Annotated in this window: 16 protein-coding genes; 7 read left to right on the top strand and 9 right to left on the bottom strand. The window is 60.6% G+C overall.

Annotated elements, in window-relative coordinates; genetic code table 11:
• Window positions 1-3: 3 nt before the first annotated feature.
• From lspA to murJ, 4 genes are all read right to left on the bottom strand, one after another.
• Window positions 4-516 (bottom strand): signal peptidase II, encoded by a 513-nt coding sequence (lspA, locus tag BFW87_RS15475; RefSeq protein WP_078740649.1) that lies wholly within the window; start codon window positions 514-516, stop codon window positions 4-6.
• Complete coding sequence (gene ileS / locus BFW87_RS15470; RefSeq protein WP_078740648.1) at window positions 509-3340, bottom strand: isoleucine--tRNA ligase; 2832 nt, start codon at window positions 3338-3340, stop codon at window positions 509-511. Before ileS ends, lspA begins: the two co-directional genes overlap by 8 nt.
• Window positions 3341-3354: 14 nt before the next feature.
• Window positions 3355-4293, bottom strand: coding sequence for a bifunctional riboflavin kinase/FAD synthetase (ribF, locus tag BFW87_RS15465; protein WP_078740647.1), 939 nt, complete (start codon window positions 4291-4293; stop codon window positions 3355-3357).
• 119 nt (window positions 4294-4412) lie between these two features.
• Window positions 4413-5951, bottom strand: coding sequence for a murein biosynthesis integral membrane protein MurJ (gene murJ / locus BFW87_RS15460; RefSeq protein ID WP_078740646.1), 1539 nt, complete (start codon window positions 5949-5951; stop codon window positions 4413-4415).
• Between the two features lie 253 nt (window positions 5952-6204).
• On the opposite strand from murJ, the gene rpsT reads away from it, so the two are divergent.
• Window positions 6205-6483: a 30S ribosomal protein S20 gene (gene rpsT / locus BFW87_RS15450; RefSeq protein ID WP_003171647.1), complete on the top strand. Its 279-nt coding sequence runs from the start codon at window positions 6205-6207 to the stop codon at window positions 6481-6483.
• A gap of 300 nt (window positions 6484-6783) precedes the next feature.
• Here rpsT and BFW87_RS15445 read toward each other — a convergent pair whose 3' ends face one another.
• Window positions 6784-7269, bottom strand: coding sequence for an FKBP-type peptidyl-prolyl cis-trans isomerase (locus tag BFW87_RS15445; protein ID WP_016976314.1), 486 nt, complete (start codon window positions 7267-7269; stop codon window positions 6784-6786).
• Between BFW87_RS15445 and BFW87_RS15440 the strand changes: the two genes are divergently transcribed.
• The 3 genes from BFW87_RS15440 (at window position 7268) to BFW87_RS15430 (ending at window position 10637) form a co-directional block, all read left to right on the top strand.
• Window positions 7268-7558 (top strand): DUF3565 domain-containing protein, encoded by a 291-nt coding sequence (locus BFW87_RS15440; protein ID WP_139372442.1) that lies wholly within the window; start codon window positions 7268-7270, stop codon window positions 7556-7558. The genes BFW87_RS15445 and BFW87_RS15440 overlap by 2 nt on opposite strands.
• 79 nt (window positions 7559-7637) lie before the next feature.
• Window positions 7638-9737: a phosphate acetyltransferase gene (gene pta, locus BFW87_RS15435; RefSeq protein ID WP_078740645.1), complete on the top strand. Its 2100-nt coding sequence runs from the start codon at window positions 7638-7640 to the stop codon at window positions 9735-9737.
• Window positions 9738-10637 (top strand): acyltransferase, encoded by a 900-nt coding sequence (locus BFW87_RS15430; protein ID WP_078740644.1) that lies wholly within the window; start codon window positions 9738-9740, stop codon window positions 10635-10637.
• Between the two features lie 173 nt (window positions 10638-10810).
• On the opposite strand, the gene cysN is transcribed toward BFW87_RS15430, so the two are convergent.
• The 3 genes from cysN to BFW87_RS15415 form a co-directional block, all read right to left on the bottom strand.
• Window positions 10811-12709, bottom strand: coding sequence for a sulfate adenylyltransferase subunit CysN (cysN, locus tag BFW87_RS15425; protein ID WP_078740643.1), 1899 nt, complete (start codon window positions 12707-12709; stop codon window positions 10811-10813).
• A gap of 9 nt (window positions 12710-12718) precedes the next feature.
• Window positions 12719-13636, bottom strand: a complete 918-nt coding sequence (gene cysD / locus BFW87_RS15420; RefSeq protein WP_003171640.1) for a sulfate adenylyltransferase subunit CysD — start codon at window positions 13634-13636, stop codon at window positions 12719-12721.
• 256 nt (window positions 13637-13892) lie between these two features.
• A complete protein-coding gene (locus BFW87_RS15415) occupies window positions 13893-14651 on the bottom strand; it encodes a Nif3-like dinuclear metal center hexameric protein (RefSeq protein WP_078740642.1) in 759 nt (252 codons plus the stop codon).
• A gap of 102 nt (window positions 14652-14753) precedes the next feature.
• On the opposite strand from BFW87_RS15415, the gene algW reads away from it, so the two are divergent.
• The 3 genes from algW to BFW87_RS15400 all read left to right on the top strand — a co-directional run bounded on the left by algW (window position 14754) and on the right by BFW87_RS15400 (window position 18847).
• Window positions 14754-15908, top strand: a complete 1155-nt coding sequence (gene algW, locus BFW87_RS15410; protein ID WP_078740641.1) for a Do family serine endopeptidase AlgW — start codon at window positions 14754-14756, stop codon at window positions 15906-15908.
• 109 nt (window positions 15909-16017) lie between these two features.
• On the top strand, window positions 16018-18114 hold the full coding sequence (locus tag BFW87_RS15405; RefSeq protein WP_078740640.1) for a TonB-dependent siderophore receptor: 2097 nt from the start codon (window positions 16018-16020) through the stop codon (window positions 18112-18114).
• Between the two features lie 13 nt (window positions 18115-18127).
• Window positions 18128-18847 carry a DUF4198 domain-containing protein gene (locus tag BFW87_RS15400; protein ID WP_078740639.1) on the top strand — a complete coding sequence of 240 codons (720 nt, stop codon included), beginning with the start codon at window positions 18128-18130 and terminating at the stop codon, window positions 18845-18847.
• Between the two features lie 129 nt (window positions 18848-18976).
• On the opposite strand, the gene hemH is transcribed toward BFW87_RS15400, so the two are convergent.
• Complete coding sequence (gene hemH / locus BFW87_RS15395; protein ID WP_078740638.1) at window positions 18977-20002, bottom strand: ferrochelatase; 1026 nt, start codon at window positions 20000-20002, stop codon at window positions 18977-18979.
• Window positions 20003-20009 lie beyond the last annotated feature (7 nt).

Raw genomic sequence — 20009 nt, 5'->3', positions numbered from 1 at the left:
TGATCAGTCATTGACGGTCTCTCCGGTTTTCTTGCTTTTGAACATGTCCAACGCCAGCATGATTGCACCGACGGTGATGGCGCTGTCGGCAAAGTTGAACGCCGGGAAATACCAGCGGTTCTGCCAATGCACCAGAATGAAGTCGATCACATGGCCGAGGGCAATGCGGTCGTACAGGTTGCCCAGCGCGCCGCCCAGCACCAGGGCCAGGGCGATGGCAAGCCAGGTGTCATCGCGACCAAGACGCTTGAGCCACACGACCAGCACCGCACTGACCACCACGGCGATCAGGGCGAACAGCCAGCGCTGCCAGCCGCCGCCATCAGCGAGAAAGCTGAAGGCCGCGCCGGTGTTGTAGGCCAGGGTCCAGCTGAAATAGTCCGGAATGACCACAATCTGCTGGTACATCTGCAAGGCGCCCTCGAAATGAGCCTTGCTGAGCTGATCAATGATCAGCACCAGCACGCTCAATACGAGCCAGCCCAGGCGTCCAAAACGGCCGGCTGCGTTAGGCATAGTGGCGAACCTCGCCAGCACCGCTGATGTTGTCGACGCAACGACCGCAGATTTCCGGGTGCTCCGGGTTCACGCCGACGTCTTCACGGCAGTGCCAGCAACGGGCACATTTAGGGAAGGCCGACTTGACCACTTTGAGTTTCAGGCCCGGTACTTCGGTAGCCAAGGCATCCGCCGGGGCCTGGGCAAACGGTGCCAGGCTTGCGGTGGAGGTGATCAACACGAAGCGCAGTTCGTTGCTCAGCTTGGCCAAGTCGGCGGTCAGGCCTTCCTCGGCAAACAGAGTGACTTCGGCTTGCAGGTTGCCACCGACGGCCTTGGCCGCACGCTGAACTTCCAGCTCCTTGTTCACCGCAACCTTCACGGCCATCACGCCTTCCCAGTACTCGCGGCCCATTTCGAAGTCGGCCGGCAGTTCGGTCAGGCCTTCGTACCAGGTGTTGAGCATCACGGACTCGTTACGCTCGCCCGGCAGGTATTCCCACAGCTCGTCGGCGGTGAACGCCAGGATCGGTGCGATCCAGCGCACCAGCGCTTCACTGATGTGGTACAGCGCGGTCTGCGCCGAACGGCGGGCCTTGCTGTTGGCGCCGGTGGTGTACTGGCGGTCCTTGATGATGTCGAGGTAGAAACCGCCCAGTTCCTGCACGCAGAAGTTGTGGATCTTCGAGTACACGTTCCAGAAGCGGTATTCGCCGTAGCTTTCCTGCAACTCGCGCTGCAGCAACAGGGTACGGTCCACGGCCCAACGGTCCAGGGCGAGCATGTCCTCGGCCGGCAGGATGTCGGTGGCCGGGTTGAAACCGGTCAGGTTCGACAGCAGGAAGCGTGCGGTATTACGGATGCGGCGGTAGGCATCGGCGCTACGGGCCAGGATCTGGTCCGACACGGCGATTTCACCCGAGTAATCGGTCGAAGCGACCCACAGACGCATGATGTCGGCGCCCAAGGTGTCGTTGATTTTTTTCGGCTCGATCACGTTTTTCAGCGACTTGGACATCTTGCGGCCCGTCTCGTCGACGGTGAAGCCGTGGGTCAGCAATTCGCGGTACGGCGCGTGGTTGTCGATGGCGCAACCGGTCAACAGCGACGAGTGGAACCAGCCACGGTGTTGGTCGGAGCCTTCTAGGTACAGGTCGGCACGCGGGCCGGTTTCGTGGCCCATCGGGTGCGAGCCGCGCAGCACATGCCAGTGCGTGGTGCCGGAATCGAACCACACGTCGAGGGTGTCGCTGATCTTGTCGTACTGCGGCGCTTCATCGCCCAGCAGTTCGGCAGCGTCCAGCTTGAACCAGGCTTCGATGCCTTCCTGTTCAACGCGCTGGGCCACTTCTTCCATCAGTTCAACGGTGCGCGGGTGCAGTTCGCCGCTTTCCTTGTTCAGGAAGAACGGGATCGGCACGCCCCAGTTGCGCTGACGGGAGATGCACCAGTCCGGACGGTTGGCGATCATCGAGTGCAGGCGCGCCTGGCCCCAGGCCGGGACGAACGTGGTCTCTTCGATGGCCTTGATCGCACGGTTGCGCAAGGTGTCGCCGCTGGTCGGCTCTTTGTCCATGCCGATAAACCACTGCGCGGTGGCGCGGTAGATCAGCGGGGTCTTGTGGCGCCAGCAGTGCATGTAGCTGTGCTTGATGATGTCGGTTTGCATCAGTGCACCGACTTCACGCAGCTTGTCGATGATCGGCTGGTCGGCTTTGAAGATGAACTGGCCGCCGAAGAATTCCAGCGACGGTACGTACACGCCGTTGCTTTGCACCGGGTTGATGATGTCGTCGTTGACCAGGCCGTACTTCTTGCAGATCACGAAGTCGTCCACGCCGTAGGCAGGCGAGCAGTGAACCACGCCGGTGCCCGAACCCAGTTCAACGTAGTCAGCCAGGTACACCGGCGACAGACGGTCATAGAACGGGTGACGGAAGTTGATCAGTTCCAGCGCGGAACCGGTAGTCGTCGCGATCACCGAACCTTGCAGCTCGTAACGGGCCAGACAGGCTTCAACCATTTCCTCGGCGAGCACTAGCAGGCGGTCACCGACGTCCACCAGGGCGTAGGTGAATTCCGGATGCACGTTCAGCGCCTGGTTGGCCGGGATGGTCCACGGGGTGGTGGTCCAGATCACGATGGCTGCTGGCTTGCTCAGGCTTGCCAGGCCGAAAGCCTGGGCCAGCTTGGCCTCGTCGGCGATCGGGAAGGCGACGTCGATGGTCGAGGACTTCTTCTCTTCATACTCGACTTCGGCCTCGGCCAGGGCCGAACCGCAGTCGAAGCACCAGTTCACAGGCTTGAGGCCCTTGAACACGAAACCGCCCTTGACGATTTCGGCCAAGGCACGGATCTCACCGGCCTCGTTCGTGAAGTTCATGGTTTTGTACGGGTTGTCCCACTCGCCCAGCACGCCCAGACGGATGAATTCGGACTTCTGCCCTTCGATCTGCTCGGTGGCGTAGGCACGGCACAGTTCACGGGTTTTATCCGCGCCCAGGTTCTTGCCGTAGGTCACTTCGACTTTGTGTTCGATCGGCAGGCCGTGGCAGTCCCAGCCCGGAACATAAGGTGCGTCGAAGCCCGACAGGGTTTTCGAGCGCAGGATCATGTCCTTGAGAATTTTGTTCAGCGCATGACCGATGTGAATCGTGCCGTTGGCATAAGGAGGGCCGTCGTGCAGGACGAACTTCGGACGATCCTTGCCAATTTCGCGCAACTTTCCGTACAGGCCAATACTGTCCCAGCGCTGCAGGATCTGCGGTTCGCGCTGTGGCAGGCCGGCCTTCATTGGGAAGGCGGTGTCCGGAAGGTTTAGCGTGGCTTTATAGTCGGTCATTTAAGGCTCTTCGGTTAGCGATGGGCGCTAGGTGCGGCTAGTGCACGGGCGGCGGCGACATCCGCATTGATCGCCGTTTTCAACGCCTCAAGCGAGGCGAAACGCTGCTCTTCACGCAGCTTCTGGTGGAAAACCACCGTCAAACGCCGGTCATACAAATCACCGGCAAAATCCAAAAGGTGAACTTCCAGGTGGGCCTTGCCATCACCTGCAACCGTGGGCCTGACGCCTATGTTGGCGACTCCCGGCCACGGTTGGCCATCGATGTCGACGCTGACCAGGTAAACCCCGGTGAGCGGTACGCGACGGCGCTTGAGTTGCACGTTGGCCGTTGGCGTGCCCAGTTGGCGCGCCAGCTTCTGGCCGTGCAAAACCCGCCCGGCAATGCGGAACGGGCGACCGAGCAAACGCTCGGCCAAGGCGAAGTCGGCAGCGGCCAGGGCGTTACGCACCTGGGTACTGCTCACGCGCAGGCCGTCCAGTTCGACGGTTTGCGCGGCTTCGACGGTAAAACCCTGGTTGACGCCGGCGTGTTGCAGGAAATCGAAATCGCCCACGCGGTCGCAACCAAAACGGAAGTCGTCGCCGACCTCCAGATGCTGCACGCCCAGGCCATCCACCAGAATACGGTCGACGAACTCGGCGGCACTGAGGCTTTGCAGGCGCTGGTTGAAGGCCAGGCAGAGGACACGGTCCACGCCTTCTTCAGCCAGCAGCTGCAGCTTGTCCCGCAAGCGGGCCAGGCGTGCCGGCGCCGTCTCGGGGGTGAAGTACTCACGCGGCTGTGGCTCGAAAATCACCACGCAGCTGGGCACGCCCAACTCGACCGCACGTTCACGCAGCCGGGCCAGGATAGCCTGGTGGCCACGGTGAACACCGTCAAAGTTGCCAATAGTGGCGACGCAGCCCCGATGCTCGGGGCGCAGGTTGTGGAGACCTCGAACCAGCTGCATAACGCGCTTCTTGCTCATAAAGTGGTCGATTATAACCACACCCGGCCCCGGACGACAGGCAACAGCGCAGGCCAAATGGATCGAATCGATAAAACAACCGTTTTATCGCTGTAAAGTCTCTAGCCGAGGGACTTGCGATTGAAATCCCGCAGGCGGAAGCCTTGCAGCAGCAACATCCCGAAGTACACCACCACACCGGCCACGACCAGAATGCCAAGGCGCATGAAGCGTTCGAGCATATGCCCCTCGTCCCAGGCGGGCATGAAGTGCATCAGCCCCAGCAACACGGCCGACATCATCGCCACCGCCACCAGCAATTTGATGGCAAACATCCCCCAGCCTGGTTGCGGCTGAAACATTTGCTGTTTGCGCAGTTGATAGAACAGCAGGCCCGCATTGATGCAGGCGCCTGCGCTGATGGCCAAAGCCAAGCCGGCGTGGGCCAGCGGGCCGATAAACACCAGGTTGAGCAATTGAGTGACGACCAGGGTAAAAATCGCGATTTTCACCGGTGTGCGGATGTTCTGCTGGGCGTAGAAGCCCGGCGCCAGCACTTTGATCACGATGATGCCGAGCAATCCGACGGAATAGGCGATCAGCGCGCGCTGGGTCATCGACGCGTCAAACGCGCTGAATTGGCCGTACTGGAACAGCGACACGGTCAGTGGCTCGGCCAGGATCCCCAAGGCCAGGGAGCACGGCAGCACCAGCACAAAGCACAGGCGCAGGCCCCAATCGAGGATGCGCGAGTATTCCTGGCGGTCCTTGCTGGCGTAGGTGCGCGACAGGGTCGGCAGCAAAATGGTACCGAGGGCTACGCCGAGCACGCCGGACGGCAACTCCATCAGGCGGTCGGCGTAGTACATCCACGACACCGAGCCCGAGACCAGCAACGAGGCGAATGCCGTGTTGATGATCAAGGAAATCTGGCTCACTGAAACGCCGAGGATGGCCGGCAGCATGTTGCGCATCACGCGCCATACGCCGGTGTCCTTGAGGTTCAGACGCGGCAGCACGAGCATGCCGATTTTTTTCAGGTGCGGCAGTTGATAGAGCAATTGCGCCAGGCCACCGGCCAGCACTGCCCAACCCAGCGCCATGACCGGCGGGTCAAAGTACGGCGTCAGGAACAGCGCGAAAATAATCATGCTGACGTTGAGCAGGGTCGGCACGAAGGCGGGCACCGAGAAACGGTTCCAGGTATTGAGGATCGCCCCGGCGAGGGACGACAGGGAAATCAGCAATATATAAGGAAAGGTCACCCGCAGCAGATCAGTGGTCAGGGCGAATTTTTCCGGCGTGTTGGCAAAACCGGGCGCCGTGGCCCAGATCACCCAGGGCGCGGCGAGCATGCCGGCGATGGTCACCAGCATCAGCACGAGGGTCAGCAGGCCCGACACATAGGCAATAAAGGTGCGGGTCGCTTCTTCGCCCTGCTGGCTCTTGTATTCGGCCAGGATCGGCACGAACGCCTGGGAAAATGCGCCTTCGGCGAAGATCCGCCGCAGCAGGTTGGGCAATTTAAAGGCAATAAAGAACGCATCCGTGGCCATGCTGGCGCCAAAAATACGCGCCAGCAGGGTGTCACGCACAAACCCCAAAACCCGGGAGATCATCGTGATAGAGCTGACGGCAGCCAACGATTTGAGCAGATTCATTGAAAGAGTTTGCGCCTTTAGATAAAGAGCAGGCGAACAAAGCGCCTGTTTATGCGATACTGCGCGCCTGCAACAGCACAGAGCCAAAGCTCGCGAGTTTACAGGTCAAGCGCCGGAAATAAATCACCCGCCTCTTCAGATCGACCACTCAGCAGTTCGCATCAGCCGCCCTTGACAACCCATCAAGTCATCGGCATGATTCGCGGCCTATTTTGTTTGCTATTTCCTAAAAAGTCTTTCGAGGAGCTCGACGGTGGCCAACACACCTTCCGCCAAAAAACGTGCAAAACAGGCTGAGAAGCGTCGCAGCCACAACGCCAGCCTGCGTTCCATGGTTCGTACCTACATCAAGAATGTAGTTAAAGCCATCGACACCAAAGACGCTGAAAAAGCTCAAGCAGCTTACGTTCTGGCTGTGCCAGTTATCGACCGTATGGCCGATAAAGGCATCATCCACAAGAACAAGGCCGCTCGTCATAAGAGCCGCCTGAATGGCCACATCAAGGCTCTGAACGTCGCTGCAGCAGCCTAAGTGGTAACAACTGCCGCGTAACCCAGGTTACGCAACAGTTAAGAAATGCCCCGGATCGAAAGGTCCGGGGCATTTTTGTTTGTGCCTGATTTATGGACTGTACAGATCCCAATGTGGGAGCGGCGGTGCGACGATTCGACTTGCCCGCGATGAGGGCGTGTCAGCCACCTTATACATCGCTGACCCACCGCAATCGCGGGCAAGCCCGCTCCCACATTCGGACCGTGTACATTCTTTAGGCACAAAAAAACGCCCCGATCCAGTCGGGGCGTTTTTGCTAGCAACTGATCATTACATCAATCAGTGCTGATGACCGCCTTCACCGTGGACGTGGCCGTGGGCCACTTCTTCCTGGGAAGCGTCGCGGATGGCAACGATCTTCACCTGGAAGTTCAGGCGCTGGCCAGCCAGCGGGTGGTTACCGTCAACCGTCACGTCGTCGCCGTCCAGATCACGGATGGTCACGATCTGCATTTGGCCGTCCGGCGCGGAAGCGTGGAACTGCATGCCCACTTCCAGCTCGTCTACGCCTTCGAACATGCTGCGGCTCAACGTGCTGACCAGCTCAGCGGAGTATTCGCCGTAGGCATCTTCAGGTTCTACGGCAACAGTCAGTTCATCACCGACGTTTTTGCCTTCCAGAGCCTTCTCCAGGCCCGGGATAATGTTACCTGCGCCTTGCAGGTAGACCAGCGGCGCGCCGCCGGCGGAGCTGTCGATGACCTCACCAGCGTCGTTGGTCAGGGTATAGTCGATGGAGACAGCCTTGTTAGCGGCGATCGTCATGGGGCGAGACCTTTTGCATAAGAATGAAGAACGGACAAGTCTAAACAAGGATTTGCCCGAAAGCGAACAGAACCCGGACGGACGGAGCCGATCAACGGCAACCTTCATCATCGGCTTCCACACGGACGAAGACCGGCACTGGGTGGCCGAGCTGTCCTGCGGCCACACCCAACACCTGCGCCACCAGCCGCCCTGGCAGTCTCGCGCCTGGGTGCTTGACCCCGCGCAACGCCTTGAAAAAATAGGCCAACCCTTTGCTTGCGGCTGGTGTGCGCAAGCACGCGAATAACGATAACCTTGGCACCTGATTCGCGGTAGGCACTCAGCCATAGAGCGCCACCCAAGCCATGCACCTCCAGAGAATTCGCATGCAGACTTTTTTTATCGCGCCCACCGATTTTGGAGTGGGTCTGACCTCCATCAGCCTTGGGCTGGTGCGTACCCTTGAGCGAGCCGGGCTGAAAGTCGGCTTCTTCAAACCGATTGCCCAGCCGCATCCCGGCGACACCGGCCCCGAGCGCTCCACCGAGCTGGTGGCGCGCACCCACGGTTTGAAACCGCCGCAACCACTGGGCCTGGCCCATGTTGAGCGCATGCTCGGCGACGGCCAGCTCGACGAGTTGCTCGAAGAAATCATCACCCTGTACCAGCAGGCCGCCGTGGGCAAGGACGTGCTGATCGTCGAAGGCATGGTGCCAACGCGCAGCGCCAGCTATGCGGCGCGGGTCAACCTGCACCTGGCCAAGAGCCTGGATGCGGAAGTGATTCTGGTCTCCGCCCCGGAAAACGAAGTGCTCACCGAGCTATCCGGCCGCGTGGAGTTGCAGGCCCAACTGTTCGGCGGCCCGAAAGACCCGAAAGTGCTCGGCGTCATCCTCAACAAAGTGCGCACCGACGAAAGCATGGAGGCATTCTCGGCGCGCCTCAAAGAGCATTCGCCATTGTTGCGCAGCGGCGATTTCCGCCTGCTCGGCTGCATCCCTTACCAGCCCGAACTCAATGCGCCGCGTACCCGTGACGTGGCCGACCTGATGGGCGCGCAGATCCTTAATGCCGGTGATTACGAAACCCGGCGCATGACCAAAATCATCATCTGCGCCCGCACCATGCGCAACACCGTGGAGCTGCTCAAGCCCGGCGTGCTGGTGGTGACTCCGGGCGACCGTGACGACATCATCCTCGCGGTCAGCCTGGCCGCGATCAACGGCGTGCCCCTGGCCGGCCTGCTGCTGACCAGCGACACCCTGCCCGACCCGCGCATCATGGATCTGTGCCGTGGCGCCTTTCAGGCCGGGTTGCCGGTGTTGTCGGTGAGCACCGGCTCCTACGACACCGCCAACCAGCTCAACAGCCTGAACAAGGAAATCCCGATTGATGACCGCGAGCGCGCGGAGATCATCACCGACTTCGTCGCCAGCCACCTCGACGCGCGCTGGTTGCACCAACGCTGCGGCACGCCACGGGAGATGCGCCTGTCGCCGGCGGTGTTCCGTTATCAGTTGATCCAGCGCGCTCAGGCCGCCAACAAGCGCATCGTGCTGCCCGAAGGCAGCGAGCCGCTGACCGTGCAGGCCGCCGCCATCTGCCAGGCGCGAGGCATTGCGCGCTGCGTGCTGCTGGCCAAGCCGGCGGATGTGGAAGCAGTGGCCCGCGCCCATGGCATCGAATTGCCCGAAGGCCTGGAAATTCTCGACCCAGACCTGATTCGTCAGCGCTACGTCGAACCGATGGTCGCCCTGCGCAAGAGCAAAAGCCTCAACGCGCCGATGGCCGAGCAGCAACTGGAAGACACCGTGGTGATCGCCACCATGATGCTCGCGCTGGATGAAGTGGACGGCCTGGTCTCCGGCGTCATTCACTCCACCGCCAACACCATCCGCCCGGCCCTGCAGCTGATTAAAACCGCGCCGGGCTGCACGCTGGTCTCGTCGGTGTTCTTCATGCTGTTTCCCGAGCAAGTGCTGGTGTATGGCGACTGCGTGATGAACCCGCACCCGAGCGCCGCCGAGCTGGCGGAAATCGCCCTGCAAAGTGCCGACTCGGCCGCCGCGTTCGGGATTACCCCGCGCGTGGCGATGATCAGCTATTCCAGCGGTGATTCAGCCAGCGGTGAGGAAGTGGAGAAAGTCCGCGAAGCCACCCTGCTCGCCCACGAGCAGCAAAGTTCGCTGCTGATCGACGGCCCCTTGCAGTACGACGCCGCCGCCAACGAAACCGTGGCGCGGCAACTGGCGCCCAACAGCCAGGTGGCTGGCAGGGCCACGGTGTTTGTGTTCCCGGACCTGAACACGGGCAACACCACCCACAAAGCCGTGCAACGCAGCGCCGATTGCGTAAGCCTGGGGCCGATGCTCCAGGGCCTGCGCAAACCGGTCAACGACCTGCCCCGTGGCGCCCAGGTAGACGACATTGTGTACACCATCGCGCTGACTGCGATTCAAGCCGCCAACCGACCTATGGATATCTAAATGCTGGATTTTCTGCCTGCCGCCGTACGCGGGGTGATCGCGTCCTTGTTGTTGGCGCTCAATACCATTCTGCTGTGTTCGTTTCTGTTTATCGTCGCGCTGTTCAAGGCGCTGCCGTTTGCCAAGCGTTTCAGCGAATGGCTGATGAACCACACCCACGAAGCCTGGGTGACCAACAACAAGGGCTGGATGAACCTGGTGCGGCGCACACGCTGGCACCTGACCGGTCTTGAAGGGCTGGACTATGAGCACTCGTACCTGGTGACCAGCAACCACCAGAGCTGGGTCGACATCATGGTGCTGCAATACGTGCTCAACCGCCGGATTCGCCCGCTGAAGTTCTTCCTCAAGCAAGAGCTGATCTGGGTGCCGGTGATTGGTCTGGCATGGTGGGCGCTGGGCTTTCCGTTCATGAAGCGCTACTCCAAGGCCTACCTGGAGAAACACCCGGAGAAGAAAGGTAAAGACCTGGAAACCACGCGCAAGACCTGTGCGAAGTTTCGCGACAACCCGGTGGGCATTTTCAACTTTGCCGAGGGCACACGGTTTACCCCGGGCAAGCATGCGCAGCAGAAATCGCCGTTTCGCTATCTGCTCAAGCCCAAGGCTGGCGGTATCGCGTTTGTGTTGGATGCGATGGGTGAGCAGTTGAAGTCGCTGGTCAATGTGACCATTCACTACCCTGCCGGGCGCCCAGGATATTGGGATTTGCTGTGCGGGAATGTAAAGGATGTAGTGGTGCAGTTTGAAGAGGTGCAGATTCCGGCCGGGTTTATTGGCAAGAATTATGAGCAGGATGATGAGTATCGGACGGCGTTTCAGGGCTGGATCAATAAGCTGTGGGAAGACAAGGATCAGTTGCTGGAAAAACTGCACACACAATTTCCAGGCAAAAGGTAATCACCCTGTGGGAGCTGGCTTGCCTGCGATAGCGGTGGGTCAGCTGCACATGTATCAACTGGCAGGCAGCTATCGCAGGCAAGCCAGCTCCCACATGGATTGAGTCCAACCTTGGGAATGGAAAAAGCCCGCCACCGAGTGATCGGTGGCGGGCTTTTTAGTGGCGGCTAGGTTTAGATCGCGCCGCGCTGACGCAACAGCTCCAGCACTTGCTTGACGCTGTCTTCCAGCGACAGGGCCTGAGTGTCGATCACCAGATCGGCGTTCAACGGCACGTCGTACGGGAAGGATTCGCCAGGGATGTTATCCCCACCGGCAGCGTACAAACCTTGCGGATCACGCTCGGCGCATACCAGCGGCGACGCCTGCACGTACACGGTCAGCAGGCGGTCGCTGCCGATCAAGGCTTTGGCCTGTTCACGCCCTTCGGCATCCGGGGCAACGAATGCGGCCAGGGTCAGCAAGCCCGCTTCGTTGAACTGACGCGCCACGTGAGCAGCACGGCGCCAGTTCTCGGTACGCCCGGCACGGTCCTGCGGCAGCCCTTTGTTCAGGTCGTGGCGCAGGTTCTGGCCGTCCAGTACAAACACCGCACGGCCCATGTCGAACAGCTTGCGCTCAACCGCATAGGCCAGGGTGCTTTTGCCCGCGCCCGACAAGCCGCTGAACAACACGGTGGCTGGCTGCTGGCCGAAGCGCTGGGCACGCTCTTCGGTGGCGACATGCGCGAGGCTGCCGTGTTGCCCGGAACCGCCATGGTTAACCGGCGGCGCGATGATCATGCCCGCGGCCACGGTGCCGTTGGTCAAACGGTCGATGACAATAAACGCACCGGTGGTGCGGTTGCTGTCGTAACCGTCCAGCGCGATGGCGGCATCGAGGCTGACCTTGACCCGGCCGATCTCGTTCAACTGCAGCGAACTCGCCGGGCCTTCGGCCAGGGTGTTCACGTCCACACGGTGCACAATGCTGGTGATGGAACCCGGCACGTGGCTGGTGGCGCGTTTGATGTCGTATTTCTTGCCCGGCAACATCGGTTCTTCGGCCATCCACACCAGCATGGCATCGAACGCGTCGGTCACTTGCGGCACGTTGTCGGCGTGTACCAACAGGTCGCCACGGGAGATGTCGATCTCGTCTTCCATGGTCAGGGTCACGGCCTGGCCTGGGCCGGCGTGTTCCAGTTCACCTTCAAAGGTGACAATGGATTTGACGCGACTGCTCTTGCCCGACGGCAGCACCACGACTTCGTCGCCCTTGTGCACGATGCCGCTGGCCAGGGTGCCGGCGAAACCACGGAAGTTCAGGTTCGGACGGTTGACGTACTGCACCGGGAAACGCAGGTCGGTGTAGTTGCGGTCGTTGGCGATCTCGACGGTTTCGAGGATCTCCATCAGCGACTGGCCGGTGTACCAGGGCGACCGCTCGCTCTTGTTCACCACGTTATCGCCCTTGAGCGCTGACATCGGCACGAAGGCCATGGTGCTCGGCTTGAACGCGATGCCATCGGCGAACTTCAGGTAATCGGCCTTGATCTGCTCGAAAACGCTCTGATCGAAGCCATTGATGTCCATCTTGTTGACGGCCACCACGATATGTTTGATGCCCAGCAACGAGGCGATAAAGCTGTGGCGGCGGGTCTGGGTCTGCACGCCGTAACGGGCGTCAATCAGGATAATCGCCAGGTCACAGGTGGAAGCACCGGTGGCCATGTTGCGGGTGTACTGCTCATGGCCGGGGGTGTCGGCAATGATGAATTTGCGCTTGGCGGTGGAGAAGTAGCGGTAGGCAACATCAATGGTGATGCCCTGCTCGCGCTCGGCCTGCAGGCCGTCGACCAGCAACGCCAGGTCGATGTCATCGCCGGTGGTGCCGGATTTTTTCGAATCGCGGGTGATGGCTTCCAGGTGATCTTCGTAGATCATCTTGGAGTCGTGCAGCAGGCGCCCTATCAGGGTGCTCTTGCCGTCGTCGACGTTGCCACAGGTCAGGAAGCGCAACATTTCCTTGCGCTCGTGCTGGCCCAGGTAGGCGAGGATGTCCTCGCTGATCAAATCAGATACGTGCGACATGACAACCCCTTAGAAATAACCCTGACGTTTTTTGTCTTCCATCGAGCCTGCACCATCGTGGTCGATGACACGGCCCTGGCGCTCGGAAGTTCGCGTCAGGAGCATTTCCTGAATGATGTCCGTCAGCGTCTCGGCTTCGGACTCCACCGCGCCCGTCAACGGGTAGCAGCCAAGGGTACGGAAACGTACTTTCTTTTTGACGATTCGGGCTTTGTCTTCGTCGGACAAGTGCTCAAGGATGCGGTCGTCGTCGATCATGATCAACGTGCCGTTCTTCTCGATCACGTCGCGCTCGGCGGCGAAGTACAGCGGCACAATCGGGATGCCTTCCAGGTAGATGTACTGCCAGATATCCAGCTCGGTCCAGTTGGACAGCGGGAACACGCGGATGGATTCGCCCTTGTTGACGTTGCCGTTGTAGACGTTCCACAGCTCCGGGCGCTGGTTTTTCGGGTCCCAGCGGTGCTTGCTGTCGCGGAACGAGTACACGCGCTCTTTGGCGCGGGATTTCTCTTCATCGCGACGGGCACCGCCGAACGCTGCGTCGAAACCATGCTTGTCCAGGGCCTGTTTGAGGCCTTCGGTCTTCATGATGTCGGTGTGCTTGGCGCTGCCGTGGGTGAACGGGTTGATGTTCTGCGCCACGCCGTCCGGGTTGATGTGGGTGATCAGGTCCAGGCCCAGCTCTTCGACCATTTTGTCGCGGAACTTGTACATCTCCTGGAATTTCCAGCGGGTGTCGACGTGCATCACCGGGAACGGCAGTTTGCCCGGGAAGAAAGCCTTGCGCGCCAGGTGCAGCATCACGGCGGAGTCTTTACCGATCGAGTAGAGCATCACCGGGTTATCGAACTCGGCGGCGACCTCGCGGATGATGTGGATGCTTTCCGCCTCCAGCTGTTTCAGATGCGTCAGTTTGTCGACCATGGCTACTCACGGAAAAACGATCTTATGGACGGCCAGCGGGCCGTGTTCGAGCGGGGCATGCTAGCACAGCACCTTCTTCTATTCAGGGCGCGGGCTAGATCGAAACGGTATATGAATATACCGCCCGGTTTGGCTTGTGGAAGCTGGCTTTTGTGGGAGCTGGCTTGCCTGCGATACAGGCACCTCGGTCATTCAGGCAAACCAAAGTGATGCAATCGCAGGCAAGCCAGCTCCCACATTTGAGCCTTGGTGTTCTTTAGATCGGGTTCGGGCAATCGATGAATAAATGCTCCAGCGCAAAGCGCCGTGCCAGGTAATCGCCCAGCGCCTGCACGCCGTAGCGCTCGGTGGCGTGGTGGCCGGCGGCGATAAAGCTGATGTCGTTTTCGCGGGCGCTGTGGAAGGTTTGCTCGGACGCTTCGCCGCTCAAAAACAGGTCAACGCCGGCGGCAATCGCCTGATCGATGTAACCCTGGCCACCACCGGTGCACCAGCCGACGCGGCGGATCATTTCGCTGCCTTCGATCAGCAGTGGCTCGCGGCCCATCACTTCCTGCACGCGGCGCGCGAAGTCGCGGGGCGACAAAGGCTCCGCCAGCGAGCCGACCAGGCCGACGATTTTCGGGTTGTTCGGGTCCAGCGGGCCTTCGACGGTAATGTCCAGCTGGCGAGCCAATTGAACGTTGTTGCCCACGTCGGCATGCAGGTCCAGCGGCAGGTGATAGGCCAGCAAACTGATGTCGTGCTTGAGCAGGGTTTTCAGGCGGCGCTGCTTCATGCCGGTGATGCACGGGTTTTCGCCCTTCCAGAAATACCCGTGGTGCACCAGGATCAGATCGGCCTGGGCTTCGACCGCCGCATCCAGCAACGCCTGGCTGGCGGTGACGCCGCTGACGATGCGCATCACCTGCGGGCGCCCTTCCACTTGCAGGCCGTTGGGGCAGTAATCGGCAATTTTTGCGCTGCCGAGGTAGCGGTCCGCTTCCTCGACGAGGGTGCTAAGGGGGACGGCCATAAAAGACTCCTAAATATCCCGTTCCGAGGCGCTCGCAGCCTCGTATAATGCGCGACATTATGGGCGCTCTCCCGCCCCCTGCAACCTGTCAGGACTTACTTGATGCTCAAGGCACTGCGTTTTTTTGGATGGCCATTGTTGGCTGGCGTGCTGATCGCGACGCTGATTATTCAGCGCTACCCCCAGTGGGTGGGCTTGCCCAGCCTGGATGTGAACCTGCAACAGGCCCCGCAAACCAACTCGGTGGTGCAAGGCCCGGTGACCTATGCAGACGCCGTCGTCATCGCAGCGCCGGCGGTGGTCAACCTGTACACCACCAAGGTCATCAACAAACCGGCGCATCCTTTGTTTGAAGACCCGCAATTTCGCCGCTATTTCGGTGACAACGGGCCCAAGCAGCGCCGTATGGAATCGAGCCTCGGTTCCGGGGTGATCATGAGCCCGGAAGGCTACATCCTCACCAACAACCACGTAACCACGGGCGCCGACCAGATCGTGGTGGCCCTGCGTGACGGCCGCGAAACCCTGGCCCGTGTGGTCGGCAGCGATCCGGAAACCGACCTCGCGGTGCTGAAAATCGATTTGAAAAGCCTGCCGTCGATCACTATCGGCCGCTCCGAAGCCTTGCGCGTGGGTGATGTGGCGTTGGCCATCGGCAACCCGTTTGGCGTCGGCCAGACCGTGACCATGGGCATCATCAGCGCCACCGGGCGTAACCAGCTGGGCCTTAACAGCTACGAAGACTTTATCCAGACCGACGCTGCGATCAACCCGGGCAACTCCGGCGGCGCGCTGGTGGATGCCAATGGCAACCTGACCGGCATCAACACGGCGATCTTCTCCAAGTCCGGCGGCTCCCAAGGCATCGGTTTCGCGATCCCGGTGAAATTGGCGATGGAGGTGATGAAGTCGATCATTGAGCACGGCCAGGTCATTCGTGGCTGGCTGGGTATTGAAGTGCAGCCGCTGACCAAGGAACTCGCCGAGTCGTTTGGCCTGACCGGGCGCCCGGGCATTGTGGTCGCCGGGATCTTCCGCGACGGGCCGGCGCAGAAAGCCGGCCTGCAATTGGGCGACGTAATCCTCAGCATCGACGGCGAACCGGCCGGCGATGGCCGCAAGTCGATGAACCAGGTGGCGCGGATCAAGCCGACCGACAAGGTGGCGATTCAGGTGATGCGCAACGGCAAAGAGATCAAGCTCTCGGCGGAAATTGGTTTGCGTCCGCCGCCTGCGCCGGTCAAAGAAGAGGAATAACCGCGTGAAGGAGCCCGGCGGCGGGCTCCTGTAACCTAATGTTTCAACGGAAATTCATTCTCATTAGTCATGTTATATTGTTTCAATATCGCTATTGGAACGCTCTATCATGCCGTCTCGAAGAATTGCCCCCATGGCTGGCCTGGCCTTGGGTTTGCTGCTCGACCCCGCCTACGCCGAAGACAACACCGTTGAACTGGACACCATCAGCGTCACCTCCGACGCCTACGAGTCCGCCACCGGCCCGGTCAAAGGTTACCGCGCCACCCGTTCCGCCAGCGCGACCAAAACTGACACCGCAATTCGCGACATCCCACAAGCCATCAGCGTTATTCCCGCCACCGTCCTCAAAGATCTGGGCAGCACCAGTGTGGAACGCGCCCTGGAATTTGCCGGCGGCGTGTCCAAACAAAACAACTTTGGCGGCCTGACCCTCTACGAATACAGCGTGCGCGGCTTCACTACCTCGGAGTTCTATCAGGACGGTTTCAGCGCCAACCGTGGCTACCCAAGCACGCCGGACGCGGCCAACATCGAGCGTATTGAAGTGCTCAAGGGCCCCGCCGCCAGCCTCTACGGGCGCGGTGATCCAGGCGGCACGGTGAATATCGTCAGCAAAAAGCCGCAGCCGGAAGCCTTCACGACACTGCAGACCAGCGCCGGCAGCTGGGACCGTTACCGCACCGCCCTGGATGTAAACACCCCGCTCGACAGCGAAGGCCGTGTGCTCTCACGGGTAAACCTGGCGGTGGAAGACAACCACAGCTTTCGCGATCACGTAGACGCCAGGCGCGTGTTCGTCGCGCCATCGTTCAGTTGGCAATTGGACCCGGACACAACCCTGCTGGTGGAAAGCGAATTCGTGCGCCACAGCTCCACGTTCGACCGAGGCATCGTTGCGCCGTACGGCATGTCCCGCTCGACCTTCTTGGGCGAGCCCAACGACGGAAACATCCGCAATCACAACAACCGCCTCCAGGCCACCCTCGAACATCACCTTAACGACGCCTGGAAACTGCGCCTGGCCAGCCACTACAAACAGGGCAGCCTGTGGGGCGATGCTTCGGAAAACCGCGCGATGAATGCCGACGGCCACACCGTCAACCGCCGCTACCGCGAGCGTTCCACCGGTTGGCATGACAGCATCACCCAGCTGGAACTGCGTGGCCTGTTCGACATCGGCACTTGGCAGCACGAACTGCTGATCGGCACTGAATACGAGGACTACCGCAAAAAAGAACGGGTGACCGCGATTGCCGGCAGCCCCTACGCCATCGACATCTACAAGCCGGTCTACGGCCAGCCCAAACCCAATGGCGCACGCTCCGGCACTGACATTTATGAGCAGGTCAAAAGCCAGGCGCTGAACCTGCAAGACCAGATCATCTTCACCGACCGCCTGCGCGGCATGCTCGGTGCGCGCTTCGAGCATTTCGATCAGCGTACCGATGACTTCGCGCGCAACCACGCCAAAAGCCGGCAAACCCACGACGCCTTGACACAACGCGCCGGCTTGCTCTACCAACTGACGCCGCACGTCGGTGTGTTCGCCAACGCGTCTACCTCGTTCAAACCCAACAATGGCCTGGACGCGGGCGGCAAGTCCTTCAAGCCCGAAGAAGGCGTGGGTTATGAAGTGGGGATCAAGAGCGAGCTGTTTGACGACCGTCTCAGCGCCACCCTCGCGGCCTTTCATATCGAAAAGGAAAATGTGCTCGCCCTCGACCCGGCCACCGACACCTCACGCGCCATGGGCAAAGCGCGTAGCCAGGGTTTTGACCTGCAACTGACCGGGCAAGTGACCGAAGCCGTACGCGTGATCGGCGCCTTTGCCTACATCGATGCCGAAGTCACCAAGGGCGACAAAGCCATTCCCGCCGGTAGCCGGATTCTCGGCGTAGCCAAACGCAGCGGCAGCCTGTTGGGGGTGTATGAATTCCAGGACGGCGCGTTGCGCGGTTCAGACGTCGGCGCAGCATTCACCTACGTGGGCGACCGTTCCGGCGAAGCGGGCGGCAGCTTCGAGTTGCCGGCCTACCACACCGTCGACCTGCTGGCGCATTACAAGGCCACGGACAATGTGACCGTGGGCCTGAACCTCAACAACCTGTTCGATGAAAAGTATTACGAGCGCTCCTACAGCAATTACTGGGTCAACCCCGGCGAGCCGCGCAATTTCACCGTCAGCCTGACCCTCAACCTGTAACAGGACGTCACCCATGCACCTTCTCAAACCCCTGGCCCTGATCGGCCTGCTGTTCGCCACCCAGGCGTCGGCCCATGGCCTTTGGACCGAACAACGTCGCGGCAATATCGAGGTGATCTACGGCCACGGCGCTGAAGACAATGCGTTCAAAGCCCAGAAAATCAGCGGCGCCTGGGCGTATGACGCCAGCGGCAAGATGATTCCGGTGACCGTGGAACGTCTGGCCGACCATGCACGCTTGAAACCGCTCAAACCACCGGCGGTGCTGGCGGTGGCGCTCGATAACGGCATGTGGTCGCAGAACGCGGATAAAAAGTGGATCAACCAAGGGCGCAGCAAGGTCGAGGGGGCGATTGCGTCGACTCAGACCTTCAAGTACAGCCTGGCGATTTACCAACCGGGGGCGAAGTTGCCGAAACTGGATCAGATCAGGCTGATTATTGTGCCGGAAGTTGACCCACTGACTGTAGGACCGGGCAAGTCACTGCCGGTGCGCGTGCTGCTGGATGGCAAGCCGGCTGCGGGGGTCAAGTTGGTCGGCGACTATCGCAATATGCCGAACACCTTGAGCACGGAGACTGACAAGGATGGCCGCGCTAAGGTGCTGGTGCGTAATGAGGGGTTGAATGTGATCGCTGCGCAGGTGGAAGTGCCGCTCAAGGACAATCCGGATGTGGCGACGCAGGGTCTGTTCACTTCGCTGACATTCTTGGGCGAACCTCATCACGAATAAACACCACAAAACAATGCGGGAGCTGGCTTGCCTGCGATGCAGACACCGCGGTGTATCAGTGACACCGCGATGATGCTATCGCAGGCAAGCCAGCTCCCACAGTTGATTGCTGTCATTTCGACAATCGGGTTACAGCGCCAACGGCGCCCGCTCGCACAGGGTATTCAGCGCCGCCGCCCACTGCGGATCATCATTAAGGCACGGCACCAGCACCAACTCCTCGCCCCCCGCTTCACGGAACTGCTCCAGCCCGCGATCACCGATCTCCTCCAGCGTCTCGATGCAATCGGCGACAAACGCCGGGCACATCACCAGCAGCTTTTTCACGCCTTGCTGAGCCAGTGCTTCAAGGCGCGCCTCGGTGTAGGGTTCGATCCACTTCGCCCGGCCCAGGCGCGACTGGAACGCCACCGACCACTTACCTTCCGGCAGCCCCATGCGTGCGGCAAATTCCCGCGCCACGCTGAAGCATTGCGCGCGGTAGCAGGTGGCAAGCACTTGCGGCGAGGCGTTCTTGCAGCAGTCCGCATCCTTGAAACAGTGCTGGCCTGTCGGGTCGAGCTTGGTCAGATGGCGTTCGGGCAAGCCGTGGAAACTCAGCAGCAGGTGATCGAAATCCTGCGCCACATAAGGCCTGGCACTCTCCACCAGCGCATCGAGGTATTCCGGCTGATCGTAAAACGGCTGCAGGATCGAGAATTGCACGTTGAGCTTTTTGTCGCGCACCACCCGTTTGGCTTCCTCAATCACCGTGGTCACGGTGCTGTCGGCAAACTGCGGATACAACGGCGCCAGGGTGACCTTTTGAATGCCTTGGGCCGCGAGGCGCGTGAGGGTCGTTTCAAGCGACGGCTCGCCATAACGCATCGCCAGTTCCACCGGGCCCTGGGTCCACTGCGCAGTCATTTGCTGTTGCAAGCGGCGGCTGAGCACCACCAGCGGCGAACCCTCTTCCCACCAGATCGACGCGTAGGCATGCGCCGACTGCTCGGGGCGCTTGATCAGGATCAGCGACACCAGCAAGCGCCGCACCGGCCATGGCAGGTCGATCACATAAGGGTCCATCAGAAACTGATTGAGGTAGCTGCGCACATCGGCCACCGAGGTGGACGCCGGTGAGCCCAGGTTGACCAGTAACAACGCGTGATCCGTCATGCAACAT

Source organism: Pseudomonas fluorescens, from assembly GCF_002022275.1.
In the GTDB taxonomy this organism is placed as follows: domain Bacteria; phylum Pseudomonadota; class Gammaproteobacteria; order Pseudomonadales; family Pseudomonadaceae; genus Aquipseudomonas; species Aquipseudomonas fluorescens_AJ.
Note: the sequence above shows the minus strand (reverse complement) of the source record. Positions and strands in the feature narration are given on the sequence as shown.

Coding starts and splice junctions, on each gene's coding strand:
- BFW87_RS15405 (WP_078740640.1), top strand. CDS start 16,018: ATGCCGTCTCGAAGAATTGCCCCCATGGCTGGCCTGGCCTTGGGTTTG.
- ribF (WP_078740647.1), bottom strand. CDS start 4,293: ATGCAGCTGGTTCGAGGTCTCCACAACCTGCGCCCCGAGCATCGGGGC.
- BFW87_RS15400 (WP_078740639.1), top strand. CDS start 18,128: ATGCACCTTCTCAAACCCCTGGCCCTGATCGGCCTGCTGTTCGCCACC.
- BFW87_RS15415 (WP_078740642.1), bottom strand. CDS start 14,651: ATGGCCGTCCCCCTTAGCACCCTCGTCGAGGAAGCGGACCGCTACCTC.
- algW (WP_078740641.1), top strand. CDS start 14,754: ATGCTCAAGGCACTGCGTTTTTTTGGATGGCCATTGTTGGCTGGCGTG.
- cysN (WP_078740643.1), bottom strand. CDS start 12,709: ATGTCGCACGTATCTGATTTGATCAGCGAGGACATCCTCGCCTACCTG.
- lspA (WP_078740649.1), bottom strand. CDS start 516: ATGCCTAACGCAGCCGGCCGTTTTGGACGCCTGGGCTGGCTCGTATTG.
- BFW87_RS15440 (WP_139372442.1), top strand. CDS start 7,268: ATGGGGCGAGACCTTTTGCATAAGAATGAAGAACGGACAAGTCTAAAC.
- hemH (WP_078740638.1), bottom strand. CDS start 20,002: ATGACGGATCACGCGTTGTTACTGGTCAACCTGGGCTCACCGGCGTCC.
- cysD (WP_003171640.1), bottom strand. CDS start 13,636: ATGGTCGACAAACTGACGCATCTGAAACAGCTGGAGGCGGAAAGCATC.
- murJ (WP_078740646.1), bottom strand. CDS start 5,951: ATGAATCTGCTCAAATCGTTGGCTGCCGTCAGCTCTATCACGATGATC.
- BFW87_RS15430 (WP_078740644.1), top strand. CDS start 9,738: ATGCTGGATTTTCTGCCTGCCGCCGTACGCGGGGTGATCGCGTCCTTG.
- BFW87_RS15445 (WP_016976314.1), bottom strand. CDS start 7,269: ATGACGATCGCCGCTAACAAGGCTGTCTCCATCGACTATACCCTGACC.
- pta (WP_078740645.1), top strand. CDS start 7,638: ATGCAGACTTTTTTTATCGCGCCCACCGATTTTGGAGTGGGTCTGACC.
- ileS (WP_078740648.1), bottom strand. CDS start 3,340: ATGACCGACTATAAAGCCACGCTAAACCTTCCGGACACCGCCTTCCCA.